Source organism: Microbulbifer rhizosphaerae, from assembly GCF_014191725.1.
Taxonomy (GTDB): domain Bacteria; phylum Pseudomonadota; class Gammaproteobacteria; order Pseudomonadales; family Cellvibrionaceae; genus Microbulbifer; species Microbulbifer rhizosphaerae.
On record NZ_JACHWZ010000009.1, the window covers coordinates 180,524 to 197,555 of the forward strand.

A 17,032-nucleotide genomic window follows, 5' to 3' on the forward strand; every position below is an offset into this window, starting at 1 on the left:
CGCTTGCGGGCCGAAGGCCCGACGGGATTGTCCCCTGTAGAAGTGGCCGTTGGCCGAGATCGGCGGTCGTCTTGATTTGAGACCGATCGCGGCCAACGACCGCTCCTACAAAGACACAAACAAACGCATTTAATAACGATTTAGCGGTACCGCTATGACCAGAACCATTCAACTGTGCACCGCCCTCCTCCTGGCCCTGGCCGCCGCCGGCGCCCAGGCCGCCAATTATGCCGGCACCACCTTTGAAATCGAGATGATCGTATTCAGCCGCCCCGGGGGCATGGAGCAGTCCCGCGAGACCTGGCCCGCGGCGCCACAGCTGCAGTACCCGGACCGCTGGGTGGATTTCCAGACCGCCGACGGTGACGGCGCCACGGCACTCTCTCCCGCCGTCACGCGGCTGGACAACAAAGTGGCCGCGCTGAATCGCGGCGGCAGTTACCGGGTGCTGTTTCACAAGGCCTGGCGCCAGGTATTGCAGCAAAAGCACAAGTCACCGGCGATCCTGATCGACGGCGGCGACAGCAGTGGCGACCACCGCCAGTTGGAGGGCAGCGTGACCGTGAGTGTCTCCCGCTACCTGCACCTCTCCACCAACCTCTGGTTCAGCGATTTCGTCGGCGGGGAAATGACCACCGGCGGCATCCCCCTGCCCTCCCGCCCCACACTGGCGAGCGAAGAGCCCTTGAACCTGATGACCGGCTCCCCTGCTCCGCTTGTCGGTGTGCAACCGCTGTACGCCCAGAGGGTTGCGGTCCTGCAGGAGGAGCGCCGCCTGCGCAGCGGAGAACTTCACTACATCGATCACCCTCAGCTGGGCGTGTTGATCGAAGTGCGCACCGTGGACGGCACTGAAGAGTAATAAGTAACCAGTGGTTAGTGACCGGTATTTCCCACCCAACACCAACCACTGGCCACTGATTACCCACCAATCACCAACCACTGACACTAATAATGATTACCAACGACGCAATTATTCTCGGCATGTTGGCCGCGATTCTCGGCTTTGTGTTTTACACCGCCGGCAGTGAGCACCGATTCTGGAAGCGCTTTTACCGCTTCGTTCCCGCGCTGCTACTGTGCTACTTCCTGCCCTCGCTGCTCACCACTTTTGGCATTATCGACGCGGAGGGATCCCAACTTTATTTTGTGGCCTCCCGCTACTTGCTGCCAGCGAGCCTGGTACTGCTGACACTCAGTATCGACCTCAAAGCTATTATCAACCTCGGCCCCAAAGCATTGATCCTTTTTCTTACCGGCACCCTGGGCATTGTGATCGGCGGCCCCATTGCGCTGCTGGTCATGTCCACTATTGATCCCGGGATGCTGAACGTCAGCGGCCCGGAAGCAGTCTGGCGCGGTATGACCACCGTTGCCGGCAGCTGGATCGGCGGCGGCGCCAATCAGACGGCAATGAAGGAGATCTTCGGTGTGGGCGACCAGATATTTTCCGCGATGGTGGCGGTAGATGTAATCGTCGCCAATATCTGGATGGCGGTACTGCTGATCATGGCGGGCAATGCCAAACAGCTGGACGAGCGTCGCGGAGCCGATACCAGAGCGATCACTGTGCTGCGGGAAAAAGTGGAAACACTGCAGAAAAAGCACGCACGGATTCCCTCGCTGCCGGACCTGATGCTGATCGCCGCAGTGGGTTTCGGTATCACCGCCATCGCCCACGCCGCTGCCGACCAGTTGGCACCCTGGTTCCAGGCCAACGCGCCGCAACTGGCACGCTTCAGCTTCACCAGCCAGTTTTTCTGGCTGATTATTATCGCCACCACCCTGGGGGTCGCCATGGCCTTTTCACCGGCGAAAAAGCTCGAGGGTGCCGGCTCCTCCAAGGTGGGCTCGGTATTTATCTACTTTCTGGTGGCCACCATCGGTACCCATATGGATATCACCGCGCTGAAAGACAGCCCGGAACTGTTCGTGCTGGGGATTATCTGGATGGCGGTACACGCCGGGCTGATGCTGCTGGTGGCCAAACTGATCAAGGCCCCCACCTTCTTTATGGCGGTGGGCAGCCAGGCCAATGTGGGCGGGGCCGCATCCGCCCCCGTAGTGGCCGCGGCCTTCCACCCCTCACTGGCACCAGTGGGTGTGCTATTGGCGGTATTCGGCTATGCACTCGGCACCTACGCAGCCTGGTTCTGCGGCCAGTTGCTGCGGGTAGTGGCCGGCGGCGGTTGATCTGCATCAATACGCAGCCGGTGGCCACGATCAGTCGGAATTAAACCGCTATCGATACGGCCCCGGGAGCACTCCTGCATCCAGAGCTTATAAAAATCCAGCCAGCGGCGTCGCCACTGGCTGGATTTTCAAAGAAGATTTTTCGACGGGAAGGTTTATTCGCGGGGAATCACGTCTTCCGCCAGCAGGCCTTTTTCACCCTGTTGCATTTCGAATTCCACCGCCTGGCCTTCGTTCAGGGTTTTATAGCCCTCTCCGCGAATACTGCGATAGTGTACAAAGATATCTTCGGTTCCCTCACCACAGGTGATGAAGCCATAGCCTCGAGCATTGTTGAACCACTTCACGGTACCTGTAACGCGATCACTCATTAAGCCAACCTCATTATTGTTATTGCGTTTACCTCATGTCCAAAGGGGCAAACGCCACCCCATAATCAGCGGCTCTGCCGCTGTCCTGTACGCCCGCCGGATCGCTCCCGACGAACGTCCTCTGATTCTTAGATAAAATGACGCCAGTGTCCAGATTTCACTGTGAATTTAATCCCATGGATTGTGAGTTATGCGCAATATATCACCAAAACAATTCCGCCAAACCCCCTATAACTGACCAATTGTGCTTTTATGAATTTCTTCGCATTGGTCCGTCCGTTCCATTATGTGGTCGCCATTTCCGGCACCTCGGCAATATGCAGAGTGGAGGTCGGGAAAGCGCAGGAGGCCCCGTGCCCTTCGATAATCTGCAGGACCCGCAACAGGATATCCTGCTTGATTTCGTGATAACGAATCCACTCGGTGGTTTTGGTGAAGGTGTAGATAAAGAAATCCAGCGACGAGGGGGCGAAACTGTTGAAATTGACAATCAGCGTCTGGTTGCCGTCGATCTCCGGATGTTGCTGCAGCATTTTTTTGACATCGTCGACAATAAACTTCATTCGGGGTGCGTCCTCGTAGCGAATGCCAATGGTTTCATAGATGCGCCGGTTCAGCATACGCGAGGGATTTTCCACCGCTATCTGGGTAAAAATACCATTGGGAATGTACAGGGGCCGCTTGTCGAAGGTGCGGATACGGGTCAACCGCCAACCGATATCCTCCACAGTGCCCTCGATTTCTTTATCCGGCGATCGCACCCAATCCCCCACTGCAAACGGCCGGTCGAGATAGACCATCAGACCGCCGAAGAAATTGGCCAGCAGGTCCTTGGCCGCAAAGCCCACTGCCAGGCCGCCGATGCCGCCGAAGGCAAGCACGCCACTGACGCTGTAGCCGAGAAACTGCATGACCACTATCACCGCGGTAATCACGATGGAGGCGCGCACCAGCTTGCCCACCGCGCGCACAGTAGTGGCGTCCATGGGTTTGCTGATAAAGCGCGGGTCGCGCAGGTTGTACTCCACGTTGCGCGAGAAACGCAGCGCAAACCAGGTGAATACCAGGATCAGACCGATTTCCCGCAGCGGCGTGGCCACCGAAAAGATCTCCGCCCCGGTGGCGACCCCGGCCCGGCTCGCGGCCAGGGTCAGGCCCAATAGCCACACCAACACCGTGCCCGGCGGGTTCAGCGCGCCCACCAGTGCGTCGTCCCAGGGATTGACCGTTTTTTCCGCGCGCCGGGCAAGTCGCTGCACGAAGCTCGCCAAAAGCCAGGCGCTCAGCGCCGTGGCCAGAACGATAAGGAAAATCGCCACTATCCACAGGCGGTTGTCGCCGACCCAGGACAGCAGCATAGTTTTTATCGATTCCACTTACTTCTACCCCCGATAAATAAATTCCAATTCGTGTTTTCTTGTAGGAGCAGATTTGGACGCCGAAGGCGCCCGAAGGATGAGCACCAGGGAGGCCGCTAATCAGCGGCGGTGATTCGATCCCAGACTGATCGCGGCCATGGGCAGATTTTTGCTCCTGCAAAATCTGCATTTCCGCTGGGCGGCATTCCGCTGGGCGGCATTCCGCTGGGCGGCATTCCGCCATTCCTGGCGGTCGCCGCTCCTACATGGAAGCCAGCCAGTTGCGGGTCTCCCGCCAGCGTTCGCTTTTTTCCAGCTCGAGCCAGGATTTTATCGCCGGTTTTCCACGCATGCGCTGCAACCGTTCACTGGATTTTACTTTGGGTACAAAATTCTCCAGCGCCTCGAGTGCCTGCAATGCTCCCAGGCGGCTGTTACAAACCAGGCCCATATCGCAGCCGGCGTCCATCGCCGCGCGGATTCTGGCCCCGTAGCCGCCGGCAGCGCCGGCGCCCTCCATGGACAGGTCATCGCTGAAGATCACGCCGTCGAAACCCAGTTTGTCACGCAGGATATCCTGCAGCCAGAAACGGGAGAAGCCCACCGGCTGTTCGTCCACCCGGGCGAAGCGGATATGCGCCGGCATCACCGCATCCAGTTCACCGGCGCGCAGGGACTCCACAAAGGGAATGGCGTCGGAGTTCATCACGTCTTCGAGGGAGCGCTCGTCCACCGGCAGTTCTTCGTGGCTGTCCTCCAGCACATGGCCGTGACCGGGGAAATGCTTGCCGGTAGAGGCCATGCCGGCCCCGTGCATCCCCCGCATAAAGGCACTCACCAGCGGCCCCACCTGCCGGGGGTCGGCGGCAAAGCTGCGGTCGCCGACGATACGACAGTGGCTGTCGTCCGCGTCCAGCACAGGGGCGAAACTGAAGTCCAGGCCGATTGCCAGCAGTTCCGACGCCAGCAGCCAGCCCACGTCCTCCAGCCGTTTCATGTCGGCGCGGGCGGCCAGTGCCTGCATGGATGGAAGCGAGGTAAACTCCCCCTTGAAACGCTGTACCCGGCCGCCCTCCTGGTCCACCGCCAACAGCAGTTCCGGACGCTCCGCCCGGATATCGGCCACCAGCGCCTCGATCTGCGCCCGATCGCGGAAGTTGCGCCCAAAGAAGATGAGCCCACCCACCAGCGGATTCCGCAGCAGCTTGCGATCCTCCGCGGTCAGCTCCTGGCCTTCGATATCAATCATTACCGGACCGATCATGGGAGTTCCTCTTTAATGCGGAATGATGAATGCGGAATACGCGGGCCAGCTTCGTGCCACGGACCGCCACCGGCCGCGACCGGGCTCCAGGGGCAACCCGAACACAACGTCTCGCATCGGATATCCTTCATTCCGCATTCATCATTCCGCATTCCGCATTCATCCTTCCGCATTCACTTTAAGCATCGCCGCCGCCGCGGGCACCAGCCGGTCCAGGGTTTCCGGAAGGCTGCTCTGAGCACCGAAATCTTCTCTCAGAATAGCCTCGATGGCGTCGAAGCTCGACAGGGTAAATACGGTGGCGCCCAGCATGAAGTAGAGGCGCCAGTAGAAGCTCACCGGGTCCAGGTGCGGCAGCGCCCTCTCCAGTAGTCCGGCGAAACGGTGGTAACTGTCGCCGTAGCGGGAGACGATGAAGCGGCGCAGGTGCCCCTGGGACTGGGAATAAGCCAGCCCCAGCAGGCGCATAAAGCGCTGTGGATCGCGCCCCTCCGCCGCCAGGCTGCCGAGCCCCACCCGATAGAGACTCTCCAGCAGCTCCTCCACGGTCAACCGCTGGCCCGCCGCTTCACGGCGATCCAGTTCACCGGCGAGACTGGCGGTAAAAGGCGTCAAAAAGCGCTCGAACACTGCCTGGATCAGTTCTTTTTTTGATCCAAAGTGGTAATTTACTGCGGCGAGGTTGACCCCGGCGGTGCTGGTGATGGTACGCAGGGAGGTCTCGGTAAAGCCGCGTTCGGCAAAGAGCACCTCAGCGGCATCCAATATCCGGCCGATCGTATCCGTCTGGCTCATAGGAATTCGAACCAACAATTAAAACAGTTGTTTAGTGCAAGGCAGATTAGCATATTCCGCGCCAGCTGGCGCCGTTGGCGGGTCGTTGTTGAACTTTGTTGAACCGGTGGCGCGGACATTAAATTGAAAGGAAGAATCGAGGAGAAGGGTTTGCCATGACTCAAAAACGACCGGAAATCGGCAGCTGGTTCGAAAATATCGACGGCGGCCTGCTGTTCGAAGTAGTCGCAGTGGACGATACCATCGAAGTCCAATACGCCGACGGCACCCTGGATGAGTTCGACTGGGAACAGTGGCGGGAGATGTCCCTGGTGCCGGCGGCGGAGCCGGAGGACGCCAACGCGGCCTACGGCCTGACGGTGGACGACCAGTCACAAAATGCACGGGGCTTCAGCGTACCGGAGGACACCAACCCCCTCGACCACATTGAGGGGGAACCTTTCGAGGGGACAGACGAGTCGCCCTGACGAATTCCTTGCAAAGGGAGACCGGGCGGCCAATCATTCCTCCCGCCCTCTGATGTAGTCAATAATGACCTCCGCCGCCTCCTCCACGGTATCCACGATGCTGAACAAATCCAGGTCCGAGGCGTCGATGCAGCTGCTCTCCAGCACCGTATCCACCAGCCAGCCGTGCAGTCCGGACCAATAGCGCTTGCCCACCAGTACGACGGGAAAGCGCTGTACTTTCTGTGTCTGTACCAGGGTCAGCGCCTCGAACAGTTCGTCCAGGGTGCCGTAGCCACCGGGCATACCCACAAAACCCACCGCGTGTTTGACGAACATAAACTTGCGCACAAAGAAGTAGCGGAAATTGAGGCTGATGTCCTGGTAGGGGTTGGCCGCCTGCTCGAAAGGCAGTTCGATGTTGAGCCCGATGGAGACGCCGCGCTGGGGCAAGGCGCCGCGATTGCAGGCTTCCATAATCCCCGGGCCACCACCGGTCATCACCGGTATACCTTCCGCGGCCAGTAACTCCCCCAGCCTGACTCCCTGCTGATATTCCGGAGTATCCTCTGTGAAGCGCGCACTGCCGAATACTGTCACGGAACCGGTGAGCGCAATCAATCGTTCAATTCCATCCACCAGCTCGGACTGTATCCGCAGTACCCGCCAGGCTTCCGGCATTTTTGCGTCCAGCATTTTCTTTCCTTTTATTTGTCGCGTATCTCTTTCAACCAGTCATTATCTCCCCTTCTCTACTTATAGCAGCTTATTGCGACAATGGGCGTTGCCGGCCGTCCACCGGGCACAAAGATTGCGCAGGAGGCAAATCTGTATATAATCCCAGCAACTGTATATAAATACAGAACAACCTCAGGTGACCCTATGACCAATCTCACTGCACGCCAGGCTCAGGTACTTGAACTGATCAAGTCCTACCTGGAGGAAACCGGCTATCCACCCACGCGCGCGGAGATCGCCCAGGAACTGGGCTTTCGCTCCCCCAACGCCGCGGAAGAACACCTGAAGGCACTGGCGCGCAAAGGCGCGATCGAGATGGTGGCGGGCGCCTCGCGGGGAATCCGCATCCCCGATTATCAACCGGGCCTGCCGATCGTAGGGCGTGTAGCCGCCGGCAACCCGATCCTCGCCGAGGAGAACATCGAGGACTACTGCGACCTCCCCGCAGACTTCTTTCACCCACCGGCGGACTACCTGCTGCGGGTGCACGGCATGAGCATGCGCGACGCCGGCATACTGGATGGTGACCTGCTCGCGGTACAGCGCACAGACCAAGTGCGCAACGGTCAGATAGTGGTGGCGCGGATCGAGGATGAAGTTACCGTCAAACGCTTCCGCCGCAAAGGCAATCAGGCGACGGTGCAGCTATTGCCGGAAAACGAGGATTTCGAAGTGATCCAGGTGGATATGCGGGACAAGCGCTTTGCTATCGAAGGACTGGCGGTGGGGGTGATCAGGCAGAGCCCTTGAGCAGTTAGCAGGAACGCGCTCACTGATAACTGCTGACTGAACAATGAAATGATCAATGCACTGTGTGATTGACCGGGGTAATCTCTTCGTCTTCGTCGAAATAACCCGGTTCCATATCGTCGATATTCTGTACAGCCTCTATGCCGGCCTCCAGCATGGCGCGGGCGATGGCGATCTTGTGTTCACGCAGGAAATCCAGACTCTCGCTGGAGAAATGGATACGCACCAGCGGGTCCTCCCGGTGGCCAGCACGACGTAGTGCCACATCGCCATTGGCCAGTTCGACAATTTCAAAAGTCTCGGAGGACATGCTTTTCTCCCGCTACATCAATTTGTGTGCAGGGTAACATACAGAGGCCAGCAACCAGAAGTCAGAGGACAGATTCGCCCTTTCTGTCACCTGATTTCTGATCTCTGTCTACTGGACTACCACTCCTCCATATGCGCGCGCTGGCGCCGCACCAACTCTTCGAGGGCTCCGCGCCACGTTTGCAAAAGTTCTTCGTTGAGAACTGGAATTTCGGCAGTGGACAGATTTTGCAACGGAATCAAGTTGTCCCCTCCCCGATTACCCTCGCTCCTCCCGCCGGAGAATTTCCACAGTTGCAACCACGCGGCCTGCAGTTGCGACAGCCAACTGCCGGGGTCTCCAAGCAGCTCCAGCAACTCGACAGCCTCCGCACAGGCCATACCGCGGGCAACGGCCCGCTCCTTGAGTTCAGACGCGGATTCGGGCTCGCAACCCAGCTGCAACTGAAAAGCCAGTTCGCAGAGAAAGGCGCGGTAGGCGCGCCACAGCTGCACCATCGCTCCCTCCTGCACCGCCGCCTGTCGCAACGCGGGCCCGCCCTCTCCTTCAAGGAGCAGTTGGCTTTTGCGCAGAGCGGACGCCACCGCGCCGGTGTAGGGATTGCTCATCTGCCCGCGGCCGCTTTCTTGCGTGCCGGCTTGCGCGCGGTACCACCGCTTCCGGCCTCGATCTGCCACTTGCCGTCTCGATAAAAGGCGCGCCAGCCGGTGGCCTTGCCCTCTTCCTCGGACTGGACATACTGCTCTTGAGTCTTGCGGCTGAAACGCACTACCGTATCCCGCCCCTTGTCGTCCTCGGTGGGCGCCGAAAACAGGAAACTGTACTTGGGATCGATCTCGCTTTTGTGTGGCAAAAGCTCTTTTACCAGCGGCGCACGGGTCTCGCGGTTCTTCGGGAACTGGCTGGCGGCGAGGAACAGGCCCGAGGCGCCGTCGCGCAGAATATAATGGTCGTCCACTTTCTGGCAGGGCAGCTCGGGCATGGGCACCGGATCCATTTTCGGTGGCGCCGGCTGGCCGTTCTTGAGCAGTTTACGAGTGTTCTTGCACTCCTCGCTGGTGCAGCCGAAGTACTTGCCGAAACGACCGGACTTCAGCTGCATATCGCTGCCACACTTGTCGCACTCGATCACCGGCCCGTCGTAGCCCTTGATCTTGAAAGTGCCCTTCTCCACCTCGTAGCCGTTGCAATCCGGGTTGTTGCCGCAGATATGCAGTTTGCGCTGCTCGTCCAGCAGGTAGCTGTCCATGGCGGTGCCGCACTTGGAACAGCGGCGCTTGTCGCGCAACTGGCGGGATTCCGCTTCTTCATCCTTGTCCGCGTCCACGGCCTCTTCGCCGGACACCAGGTTCATGGTGTTGGTGCAGCGCTCCTTGGGTGGCAACCCGTAGCCGGAGCAGCCGAGGAAAACGCCGGTGGAGCCGGTGCGGATCTGCATATGCCGGCCGCACTTGCTGCACTCGATATCGGTGTCCGTGGGCGCGTTGCGGCGCATGCCGCCCTCGGCGGCCTGGGCTTTTTCCAGGCGCGCGGAGAAGTCCCTGTAGAACTCGTCGAGCAGTTCTTTCCAGCCCTTCTCCCCCTCCGCCACCGTGTCCAGGGATTCCTCCAGGTTGGCGGTAAAACCGTAATCCATCAGGTTCTTGAAGTTCTCGCTCAGGCGGTCGGTGACGATATCTCCCATTTTTTCCGCGTAGAAGCGCCTGTTTTCCAGGCGGACGTAGCCGCGGTCCTGGATAGTGGAGATGATTGAGGCGTAAGTGGAGGGACGGCCGATACCGCGCTTTTCCAGCTCTTTCACCAATGCCGCCTCGCTGTAGCGCGCCGGTGGTTTGGTGAAATGCTGTTTCGGATCCAGTTTTTTCAGCGAGAGTTTCTCTCCCACCTTCACGTCCGGCAACAGCAGGTCTTCGTCTTTTTTGCTGACCGGCGGCGCCACCTTTAAAAAGCCGTCGAAACGGATCACGCGCCCGCGGGCGCGCAGCTCGAAGTCGCCGGCGGTAACCACCACCGAGGTGGAAGTGAACTGCGCCGGAGTCATCTGGCAGGCCACGAACTGCTGCCAGATCAGGTTGTACAGGCGCTCGGCGTCACGTTCGACGCCGGAGAGCATATTCGGCTGCACACGCACATCCGAGGGCCGGATCGCCTCGTGGGCCTCCTGGGCGCCTTCCTTGCTGCTGTAGCTGTTGGGCTTTTCCGGCAGGTACTTATCGCCGTAGCTCTCACCGATAAATTCGCGCACCGATTCAACCGCCTCCGCGCTCAGGTTGGTGGAGTCGGTTCGCATATAGGTAATGTGGCCCGCCTCGTACAGGCGCTGCGCCAGCATCATGGTTTTCTTGACGCTGAAACCCAGGCGGTTGCTCGCCGCCTGTTGCAAGGTGGAGGTGATAAACGGCGCCGAGGGCTTGGAACTGGTGGGCTTGTCGTCCCGCGCGGTGACTTTGAACTCGCTCGACTGCAGGGCCTTGACCGCGGCGCTGGCCTGTTCCTCGTTGACCGGGCGAAAGGCTTCGCCAGCCTGCTTTTTGACTTCCAGGCGCAGCGGATCTGCCTTGGCAGTTTTGGTATCCGCGGCGAGAGTCCAGTACTCCTCGGGGATAAAGGCGCGAATCTCCCTCTCCCGCTCCACCACAAGGCGCACCGCCACCGACTGCACCCGCCCGGCGGACAGGCCGCGGGCCACTTTTTCCCACAGCAGTGGCGAGACCATGTAACCGACGATGCGATCGAGGAAACGGCGCGCCTGCTGGGCGTTGACCCGGTTGATATTGAGCGGACCCGGATCCTTGAAAGCTTCCTGGATCGCGGACTTTGTGATCTCGTTGAACACCACCCGACGGTAGCGGCCCTCGTCGCCGCCGATGGACTCGCGCAGGTGCCAGGCGATGGCCTCTCCCTCGCGGTCCAAATCCGTGGCCAGGTAGATATGGTCGGCATTGGCGGCCAGCTTGCGTAGCTCACTCACCACTTTTTCCTTGCCGGGCAGGATTTCGTAGTGGGCGGCCCAGTTGTGATCCGGGTCTATGCCCATGCGCTTGATCAACTGCTCGCGGTTTTTCTTGCGCTTGTAGGCCTCCTTGGCCTCCGGCGAAAGCTTGCGCGTCTCCGCGGCGCGGCGCGCGCGCTCCTTCGCGTCTACCGGCTGCCGGTTTCCGCCGCCGGTGGGCAAATCGCGAATATGGCCGACGCTGGACTTCACTACAAAGTCCTTTCCGAGATACTTGTTGATGGTTTTCGCTTTGGCCGGCGATTCGACGATGACCAGTGATTTACCCATAAGCATTTGATTTTAAATAGAAAATTTACTGCTTTCGCAAGCCTTGGCAGCCTTTGGCAAAGGCCAGCGCTGCGCGAATATATAAGCTCCGCCCCGGGTGCGGTCAAGCGAGCAGCGCAAATTACTGCTGCGCGACGTCCTGTTTTTTCACCTTTCCGGGGTATCGACGATTTTGCAGGAGCGGCCGCTGGCCGCCATCAGCGCAAGCTCCTGGCGAGACCAATAACCACTGCCATTGAGTGGTTATTCGACCTGTTCGGCGCTGTTTCGCGGCTGTCTTATTGCTTCCTCTATTGGCGACCGCGAAGCCTCCAGGGCTTTTTCCAGCGCCGTCATTCCCCTATCTCCAGAGGATTCCTGCCACTGCACCCCCAGCCCGGTCTCGGCGCCGACAATCGCGGTGGCGTCCTCCGGCAGCGCGGCCAGCAATTCCCGCAGCGGTCCCCAGGCAGCCTCCGGCGCGGCACGACCGTTGCGCCAGTCCCAGTGCCCGGAAAAATTCATCTCGTGATCACCCCGCTGCCGCTCCAGTACCCAGCCGGTCTGCAGGCGGCGGGCATCCCCCCAGCGGGTGAAGTACACCGCCGCGCTGCCCTGCCCTTCCGCCGCTGGCAGGGATTTCATCTGTACTGTCAGCCCCTCCCGGGCGGCGCGGCTGCGCAGTGTGGCCAGGCGCTGATCCCGGGCACTGGGCTTCAGCCACATCACCGGCCCCACTACCAGAACGATGGCAAAGAGAATAATAATGAGGGGCAGCCAACCGGTCATAACCACTCCTTGTTGGTGGGATAAGGCGCCTATTTTGCGTTGCCCGGCGCCGCTTCTGTCAAGAACCTTTTTTTAAAGTAGACTCTTAACCGATGAAGCAGCTTTCAACCTGCCAGTCCATCGTCCAGACACGGAGCGGAACGCCTATGGCCAGTTACAAGCACATTCTCGTTGGCCTGGACCTCTCGAAGGAGTCCTCCCAGGTACTGCAAAAGGCCGCCGATATTAGCGGCGCCTGCGGGGCGGACCTGAGCCTGGCACACGTGATTGAGCCACTGACCTTCGCCTACGGCGGCGATATCCCCATGGACCTCTCGGAGGTCCAGGAGCAATTGCAAAACCAGGCAAAGGATCAGTTGCGCAAGTCCGCCGACAGACTGGGAATCCCCGCGGAGCGCCAGCACGTGGTGCTGGGGCAGCCGGCGACGGAGATTCACCGCCTGGCGGAAGAACAGGAAGTGGATTTAATCGTTATCGGCAGTCACGGCCGCCACGGCCTGGCGCTGCTGTTGGGGTCCACCGCCAACGGCGTCCTTCACGGCGCCTCCTGCGATGTGCTGGCCGTGCGGGTGCATGTCAATGAACAGTGAACAGTGAACAGGTTTATTTTGTACTGATCACTGATCACTGATCACTGATCACTGATCACTGATCACTGATCACTGATCACTGTCAAGCTCCGCCCAGCGCTCAAACGCCACCTCCAGTTGCGCCTGCCGCTCCGCCAGAAGGCTCAGTTTCTCCTCTACCAGTGACTGCTCCTGCTGATAAAAGTCCGGCTGTGCCACGGCTGATTCCAGCTTTCCGATCTCCTCTTCAAGCTGTTCGATCTGCCCCGGCAGGCTGTCCAATTCGCGCTGCAACTTGTAACTGAGCTTTTTCTTTTTCGCCGCCGGCGGGGTACCTGAATCCGGCTTGCTCTCCGGCTTCTGAGCCTCTGGCTGCTGCCTTTCCCCGGCGGTTGAAAAGCTTCCTCCCTGGCGCAGGAAATCGGCGTAACCGCCCACATATTCACGCACGCGCCCCTCGCCCTCAAAGGCCAGGCAGGAATCCACCACATTGTCGAGAAAAGCGCGGTCGTGGCTGACCAGCAACACGGTTCCCGGGAAGTCCAGCAACAGTTGCTCCAGCAGTTCCAGGGTTTCCACATCCAGGTCGTTGGTGGGCTCATCCAGCACCAGGATGTTCGCCGGCTGACTGAACAGCTTGGCGAGCAGCGCACGATTTCGCTCACCGCCACTGAGTGCCCCCACCGGTGTGCGCGCCTTGATACCACTGAACAGGAAGTCCGCCAGATAGGACATCGCGTGGCGGCTCCTGCCACCGACAGTGATGGACTCCCTGCCCTCGGCGATATTGTCGAGCACGGAAAGTTCGGGATTGAGCTGGTCGCGGCGCTGGTCGAAGTAGGCCACCTGTTGCTTCGTACCCAGGCGCACCTCCCCGGAATCCGGCTGCAGCTCGCCCAGCAGCAGCCGGATCAGGGTACTTTTGCCGGCGCCGTTGGGACCGATCAGGCCCACCCTGTCGCCGCGCATCAGGGTGAAGGACAGATCGCGGACCAGTGGCTCCTCGCCGGGATAAGCAAAAGAGACATTGCTCAATTCCGCCACCAGCTTGCCGGACAGCTCCCCGGAATCCAGCGCCATTTTCGCCCTGCCCTGCCGATCCCGGCGCGCCTCCCGCTGGCGTCGCAGCGCCTGCAGGGCGCGCACCCGGCCCTCGTTGCGGGTGCGCCGGGCCTTGATCCCCTGGCGGATCCAGGCCTCCTCCTGGGCGAGTTTCTTGTCGAACAGCTCGGCGTGCCGCGCCTCTTCCTCCAGCAGCTTCTCCTTTTCCTGCTGGTAGCGGTCAAAATCACACTGGAACACGCGCAATTGCCCGCGATCCAGGTCCCATACCGTCTTCGCCAACCGCTGTGCCAGAGCGCGGTCGTGGCTGACGAACAACAGCGCGCCGCGGTAGCTGGCGAGAAAATTTTCCAGCCACTCCACTGCGGCGATATCCAGGTGGTTGGTCGGCTCGTCCAGGATCAGCAGGTCCGGTTCGGTCACCAGGGCCCGAGCCAGCGCCGCGCGGCGCTGCCAGCCACCGGACAGGTCCGACACCCGGTCCTCGCCATTGAGGCCGAGGCGGTCCAGCACGCTGTCGATCCGCGGCAGCAGGTCCCAGCCGTGGGCGGACTCGATACGCGCCTGCAGGTCCACGTCCGGCTCCGCGCGGTAATCCGCCAGCCAGACGCCCACATCGCCCAGCCCTCCGGCCACATAGCGGTAGACGGAATCATCACAGCCCGACGGCAGCTCCTGCTCCAGTGTCGCCAGCACCAGCCCGCTACTGCGCACCACCTCGCCACTGTCGGCGTCTATCTCCCCCGCGATCAGGCGCAACAGGCTGGATTTGCCCTCCCCGTTGCGGCCCACCAGGCAGATGCGGTCCCCGCGATCCACTTTGGCGTTGACATCCTCCGCGAGCACCTGGGTTCCGTAGCGTAAACAAACACCGTCCAACTGAAGTAACATCTTTAACTACACTTGCTGTTGAGTAAAAACGGATATTTTACGCATTAATCATCGCGCTGTTTTGCTAAATTGTCCGGCGCGAAATTTCAATCGGGTGATTCTGATGTCGATTGACGCAAAGGGAGTCGCACTTTTGCTCTCTCTGGTGCTGGCTGTGGCCGCGGTACCGGTGGCGGGGGAAGACGCGGAAAAGGCGGTGGCGCAGCGCGAAAAACTGCGAGAAGCGCGCGCGGCCATCGCCCGCGGCGACCAAAGCGAACCCGCGAGACTGAAGCGGGAGCTGCGCGGTTACCCTCTGCTGCCCTACCTCGACTACTGGGCCCTGAGCAAAAAGCTTCCACAACTGCCCTACGGGGAAATCGACCAGTTTCTCACCGACTACCGCGACACCGCCATCGGCGACTGGATGCGCGTCCGCGTACTGCGCGAACTAGGCAGCCGCGAGCGCTTTCGCGCCTACCTGGAATACTACCGGCCGGACAAGATCACCCGCACCTCCCTGCGCTGCTACTACGCCGATGCCCTCTCGCGCCACGGCGACAAGCGGGCCGCCTATGAGCTGGTGGAGGAGTTGTGGACCGTTGGCGTCTCACAGCCCGAAGAGTGCGACCCGGCGTTTAACCGCTGGATAGGCGACGGCGGCCTCACCCCGGAACTGGCCTGGCGCCGCCACCGGTTAGCGGTGGAGCGCGGCAACCTGGACCTCGCGAGCTATATCGCCGGCAAGATGGGAGACGGGCAGGCGCGGCTCGCCCAACTGATGCGCTCGGTGCACCGCGAGCCGACGCAACTGGCGGATTACACCCGCTTTATCAGCGACGAACCGGAATACCGGGATATAGTCCTGCACGGCCTGCATAGGCTCGCCCGGGAGGACGCCGCGGCCAGCGACAGGGCCTGGCGCCGCTACGAGGCCAGCTACCTGTTCAGCGACGAAGAGCGCGACGTGCTGCTGCGGCGGTTGGCATTGCAGTTCGCGCGCCAGGACGACATGGAGGGGCTGCGGCAACTGCTCGCGCGCAGCGAGGATTTTTCCGATCCACGGATTTTCGAGTGGCTGGCCCGCCAGTCCCTGCGGGAGCTGGACTGGGCCCAGGTGGAATTCTGGATAGACCGCCTGCCGGAGAGCGAGCAACAGTCCGACCGCTGGCTCTACTGGAAGGCCCGCACCATCGAGGAACTTTACAGCAAGGGTCGCGCCGACGAAGCGGTGGCGCTGTACCGCAAGGCCGCCGCCGAGCGCAGCTACTACGGCTTTCTGGCCGCGGACACACTGGGGGAGAACTACAGTTTTGTGGACCGGCCGGCGCCGATCACACCCAGGCAGGTGGAGCAACTGGCCGCGCACCCGGCAATGCAACGGGCGCGGGAGCTGCAGGCCATCGGCGAGTTTTACCACGCGCGTCGGGAGTGGGACTACGCCACCGAGGGCATGTCCCACGAGGAGCTGCTTACCGCCGGCAAGCTGGCGAGTTCCTGGGGCTGGTATCACAAGTCCATCCGATCGGTACTGGCGGCGGACTACCTGGACGACCTGGAGCTGAGATTTCCGCTGGCCTTCCCCAATATCGTGGCGGACGTCAGCAGGCGCATGGGCGACAACACCGCTCTCAATCCCTACCTGATCTACGCCGTGGCGCGCCAGGAGAGCCACTTCAGCCACGACGCCAAGTCCCGCGCCGGCGCCCTGGGGCTCATGCAGCTGCTGCCATCCACCGCCCGCGCCACCGCCCGCCGCGCCGGCGTGTCCTACCGGCGCAGCTGGGACCTGCTCAGCCCCGACACCAATATCGCCCTTGGCAGCCACTACCTGAATTCACTCTTGGACCGCTTCGACAACAACCGCTTTCTCGCCGCCGCCGCCTATAACGCCGGCCCCACCCGGGTGGCGCGCTGGCTGGAGGAAACGGGAAACAGGCTGCCCTACGACGTCTGGATAGAGACCATCCCCTTCAACGAAACCCGCAACTACGTCCAGAACGTGCTCGCCTATACGGTGATCTACGCCTATCGCAGTGGGGAAAAGGCCTCGCTGCTGAGCGAACGGGAAGCGAGTCGCAGGCTTTAGCTTCTCATTTCATTAATGCGATTCCCTTGGCAATAAAAAATTGCCGGGGGATACCTCATCGAAAAAGCATTTATCTGCGATCCTACTCTTGGGCGCTATCTGAACGGCGGCGAACCCGGCTTGAGCGATATCTGGCGATCCGGGGAAAGATGCAACAGAAGATTCT

Annotated in this window: 16 protein-coding genes; 6 read left to right on the plus strand and 10 right to left on the minus strand. The window is 60.7% G+C overall.

The features are described 5' to 3' along the window. Positions 1–154: 154 nt before the first annotated feature. Positions 155–862 carry a CsiV family protein gene (locus tag FHS09_RS11170; RefSeq protein ID WP_183459821.1) on the plus strand — a complete coding sequence of 236 codons (708 nt, stop codon included), beginning with the start codon at positions 155–157 and terminating at the stop codon, positions 860–862. A 92-nt stretch (positions 863–954) separates the two neighbouring features. Next, positions 955–2,193: a DUF819 family protein gene (locus FHS09_RS11175; protein ID WP_183459823.1), complete on the plus strand. Its 1,239-nt coding sequence runs from the start codon at positions 955–957 to the stop codon at positions 2,191–2,193. Positions 2,194–2,348: 155 nt separating this feature from the next. On the opposite strand, the gene FHS09_RS11180 is transcribed toward FHS09_RS11175, so the two are convergent. From FHS09_RS11180 to FHS09_RS11195, 4 genes are all read right to left on the minus strand, one after another. Then, positions 2,349–2,564, minus strand: a complete 216-nt coding sequence (locus FHS09_RS11180; RefSeq protein ID WP_183459825.1) for a cold-shock protein — start codon at positions 2,562–2,564, stop codon at positions 2,349–2,351. 284 nt (positions 2,565–2,848) lie between these two features. Further along, positions 2,849–3,940: a mechanosensitive ion channel family protein gene (locus FHS09_RS11185; protein ID WP_425487770.1), complete on the minus strand. Its 1,092-nt coding sequence runs from the start codon at positions 3,938–3,940 to the stop codon at positions 2,849–2,851. A 244-nt stretch (positions 3,941–4,184) separates the two neighbouring features. Then, positions 4,185–5,186, minus strand: a complete 1,002-nt coding sequence (gene nagZ / locus FHS09_RS11190; RefSeq protein ID WP_183459827.1) for a beta-N-acetylhexosaminidase — start codon at positions 5,184–5,186, stop codon at positions 4,185–4,187. Positions 5,187–5,345: 159 nt separating this feature from the next. Continuing rightward, the gene (locus tag FHS09_RS11195; RefSeq protein ID WP_183459829.1) at positions 5,346–5,981 is read right to left on the minus strand and encodes a TetR/AcrR family transcriptional regulator; all 636 of its coding nucleotides are present in this window, start codon (positions 5,979–5,981) and stop codon (positions 5,346–5,348) included. Between the two features lie 155 nt (positions 5,982–6,136). Between FHS09_RS11195 and FHS09_RS11200 the strand changes: the two genes are divergently transcribed. Beyond that, the gene (locus tag FHS09_RS11200) at positions 6,137–6,448 is read left to right on the plus strand and encodes a DUF6763 family protein (RefSeq protein ID WP_183459831.1); all 312 of its coding nucleotides are present in this window, start codon (positions 6,137–6,139) and stop codon (positions 6,446–6,448) included. Between the two features lie 33 nt (positions 6,449–6,481). Here the strand turns inward: FHS09_RS11200 and FHS09_RS11205 are convergent, their stop codons facing one another. Beyond that, a complete protein-coding gene (locus FHS09_RS11205) occupies positions 6,482–7,123 on the minus strand; it encodes an LOG family protein (RefSeq protein ID WP_183459833.1) in 642 nt (213 codons plus the stop codon). Between the two features lie 186 nt (positions 7,124–7,309). Between FHS09_RS11205 and lexA the strand changes: the two genes are divergently transcribed. After that, positions 7,310–7,915 carry a transcriptional repressor LexA gene (lexA, locus tag FHS09_RS11210; RefSeq protein WP_183459835.1) on the plus strand — a complete coding sequence of 202 codons (606 nt, stop codon included), beginning with the start codon at positions 7,310–7,312 and terminating at the stop codon, positions 7,913–7,915. A 52-nt stretch (positions 7,916–7,967) separates the two neighbouring features. Here the strand turns inward: lexA and FHS09_RS11215 are convergent, their stop codons facing one another. The 4 genes from FHS09_RS11215 to FHS09_RS11230 all read right to left on the minus strand — a co-directional run bounded on the left by FHS09_RS11215 (position 7,968) and on the right by FHS09_RS11230 (position 12,276). Next, complete coding sequence (locus FHS09_RS11215; RefSeq protein ID WP_183459837.1) at positions 7,968–8,225, minus strand: hypothetical protein; 258 nt, start codon at positions 8,223–8,225, stop codon at positions 7,968–7,970. Between the two features lie 116 nt (positions 8,226–8,341). Then, a complete protein-coding gene (locus tag FHS09_RS11220; RefSeq protein WP_183459839.1) occupies positions 8,342–8,833 on the minus strand; it encodes a DUF6586 family protein in 492 nt (163 codons plus the stop codon). Then, positions 8,830–11,508, minus strand: a complete 2,679-nt coding sequence (gene topA / locus FHS09_RS11225) for a type I DNA topoisomerase (RefSeq protein WP_183459841.1) — start codon at positions 11,506–11,508, stop codon at positions 8,830–8,832. The genes FHS09_RS11220 and topA overlap by 4 nt, the downstream gene beginning before the upstream one ends. A 243-nt stretch (positions 11,509–11,751) precedes the next feature. Next, on the minus strand, positions 11,752–12,276 hold the full coding sequence (locus FHS09_RS11230; protein WP_183459843.1) for a hypothetical protein: 525 nt from the start codon (positions 12,274–12,276) through the stop codon (positions 11,752–11,754). A 146-nt stretch (positions 12,277–12,422) separates the two neighbouring features. On the opposite strand from FHS09_RS11230, the gene FHS09_RS11235 reads away from it, so the two are divergent. Beyond that, positions 12,423–12,866 (plus strand): universal stress protein, encoded by a 444-nt coding sequence (locus tag FHS09_RS11235; protein WP_183459845.1) that lies wholly within the window; start codon positions 12,423–12,425, stop codon positions 12,864–12,866. Between the two features lie 69 nt (positions 12,867–12,935). On the opposite strand, the gene FHS09_RS11240 is transcribed toward FHS09_RS11235, so the two are convergent. Next, a complete protein-coding gene (locus tag FHS09_RS11240) occupies positions 12,936–14,798 on the minus strand; it encodes an ATP-binding cassette domain-containing protein (RefSeq protein WP_183459847.1) in 1,863 nt (620 codons plus the stop codon). A 103-nt stretch (positions 14,799–14,901) separates the two neighbouring features. Here FHS09_RS11240 and FHS09_RS11245 point away from each other — a divergent pair, with 103 nt between their 5' ends. Then, complete coding sequence (locus FHS09_RS11245) at positions 14,902–16,866, plus strand: transglycosylase SLT domain-containing protein (protein ID WP_183459849.1); 1,965 nt, start codon at positions 14,902–14,904, stop codon at positions 16,864–16,866. The last annotated feature ends 166 nt before the right edge of the window (positions 16,867–17,032 follow it).

Excerpts from the sequence above, each read along its gene's own strand:
- FHS09_RS11170 (WP_183459821.1), top strand. The coding sequence starts at position 155 with ATGACCAGAACCATTCAACTGTGCACCGCCCTCCTCCTGGCCCTGGCC.
- FHS09_RS11245 (WP_183459849.1), top strand. The coding sequence starts at position 14,902 with ATGTCGATTGACGCAAAGGGAGTCGCACTTTTGCTCTCTCTGGTGCTG.
- FHS09_RS11220 (WP_183459839.1), bottom strand. The coding sequence starts at position 8,833 with ATGAGCAATCCCTACACCGGCGCGGTGGCGTCCGCTCTGCGCAAAAGC.
- lexA (WP_183459835.1), top strand. The coding sequence starts at position 7,310 with ATGACCAATCTCACTGCACGCCAGGCTCAGGTACTTGAACTGATCAAG.
- FHS09_RS11175 (WP_183459823.1), top strand. The coding sequence starts at position 955 with ATGATTACCAACGACGCAATTATTCTCGGCATGTTGGCCGCGATTCTC.
- FHS09_RS11205 (WP_183459833.1), bottom strand. The coding sequence starts at position 7,123 with ATGCTGGACGCAAAAATGCCGGAAGCCTGGCGGGTACTGCGGATACAG.
- FHS09_RS11240 (WP_183459847.1), bottom strand. The coding sequence starts at position 14,798 with ATGTTACTTCAGTTGGACGGTGTTTGTTTACGCTACGGAACCCAGGTG.
- nagZ (WP_183459827.1), bottom strand. The coding sequence starts at position 5,186 with ATGATCGGTCCGGTAATGATTGATATCGAAGGCCAGGAGCTGACCGCG.
- FHS09_RS11200 (WP_183459831.1), top strand. The coding sequence starts at position 6,137 with ATGACTCAAAAACGACCGGAAATCGGCAGCTGGTTCGAAAATATCGAC.
- FHS09_RS11195 (WP_183459829.1), bottom strand. The coding sequence starts at position 5,981 with ATGAGCCAGACGGATACGATCGGCCGGATATTGGATGCCGCTGAGGTG.
- FHS09_RS11215 (WP_183459837.1), bottom strand. The coding sequence starts at position 8,225 with ATGTCCTCCGAGACTTTTGAAATTGTCGAACTGGCCAATGGCGATGTG.
- FHS09_RS11235 (WP_183459845.1), top strand. The coding sequence starts at position 12,423 with ATGGCCAGTTACAAGCACATTCTCGTTGGCCTGGACCTCTCGAAGGAG.
- FHS09_RS11180 (WP_183459825.1), bottom strand. The coding sequence starts at position 2,564 with ATGAGTGATCGCGTTACAGGTACCGTGAAGTGGTTCAACAATGCTCGA.
- FHS09_RS11230 (WP_183459843.1), bottom strand. The coding sequence starts at position 12,276 with ATGACCGGTTGGCTGCCCCTCATTATTATTCTCTTTGCCATCGTTCTG.
- topA (WP_183459841.1), bottom strand. The coding sequence starts at position 11,508 with ATGGGTAAATCACTGGTCATCGTCGAATCGCCGGCCAAAGCGAAAACC.